At 75.9% G+C, this 340-nt stretch carries 1 protein-coding gene; it reads left to right on the top strand.

Features of this window, described 5'->3' with window-relative positions:
• Positions 1-340: ATP-binding cassette domain-containing protein (locus KVT14_RS20160; RefSeq protein ID WP_217617283.1), on the top strand; the 340-nt coding region annotated here is incomplete at both ends.

Below are 340 nucleotides of genomic sequence, written 5' to 3'. Positions count from 1 at the left end.
GCCGTCCGCGGGGTGCCGTTCGCGCTCGCGCCCGGGCGGGTCCAGGCGCTCGTCGGGCAGTCGGGCTACGGCAAGTCGACGGTCGCCAAGATGCTCACCGGCACCGAGCGGCCGACGGCCGGCACCGTGACGCTGGAGGGCCGGGACGTCACGCACCTGCGCGGCGCCGACCTGCGGGCGTACCGGTCGCAGGTGCAGATGGTGTTCCAGTACCCGTTCGCGGCGCTCAACCCGACAAAGTCCGTCGGCGCCTCGGTCAGCCGCCCGCTGCGCAACCACCTCGGGCTGTCCGGGGACGCGCTGCGCGGGCGGGTCGTCGCGCTGCTCGTCGGCGTCGGGC

The sequence above is a fragment of the Cellulomonas sp. GbtcB1 genome (genome assembly GCF_019091725.1).
Lineage (GTDB): Bacteria > Actinomycetota > Actinomycetes > Actinomycetales > Cellulomonadaceae > Cellulomonas.
This window is presented reverse-complemented; position numbering and strand designations above follow the sequence as displayed.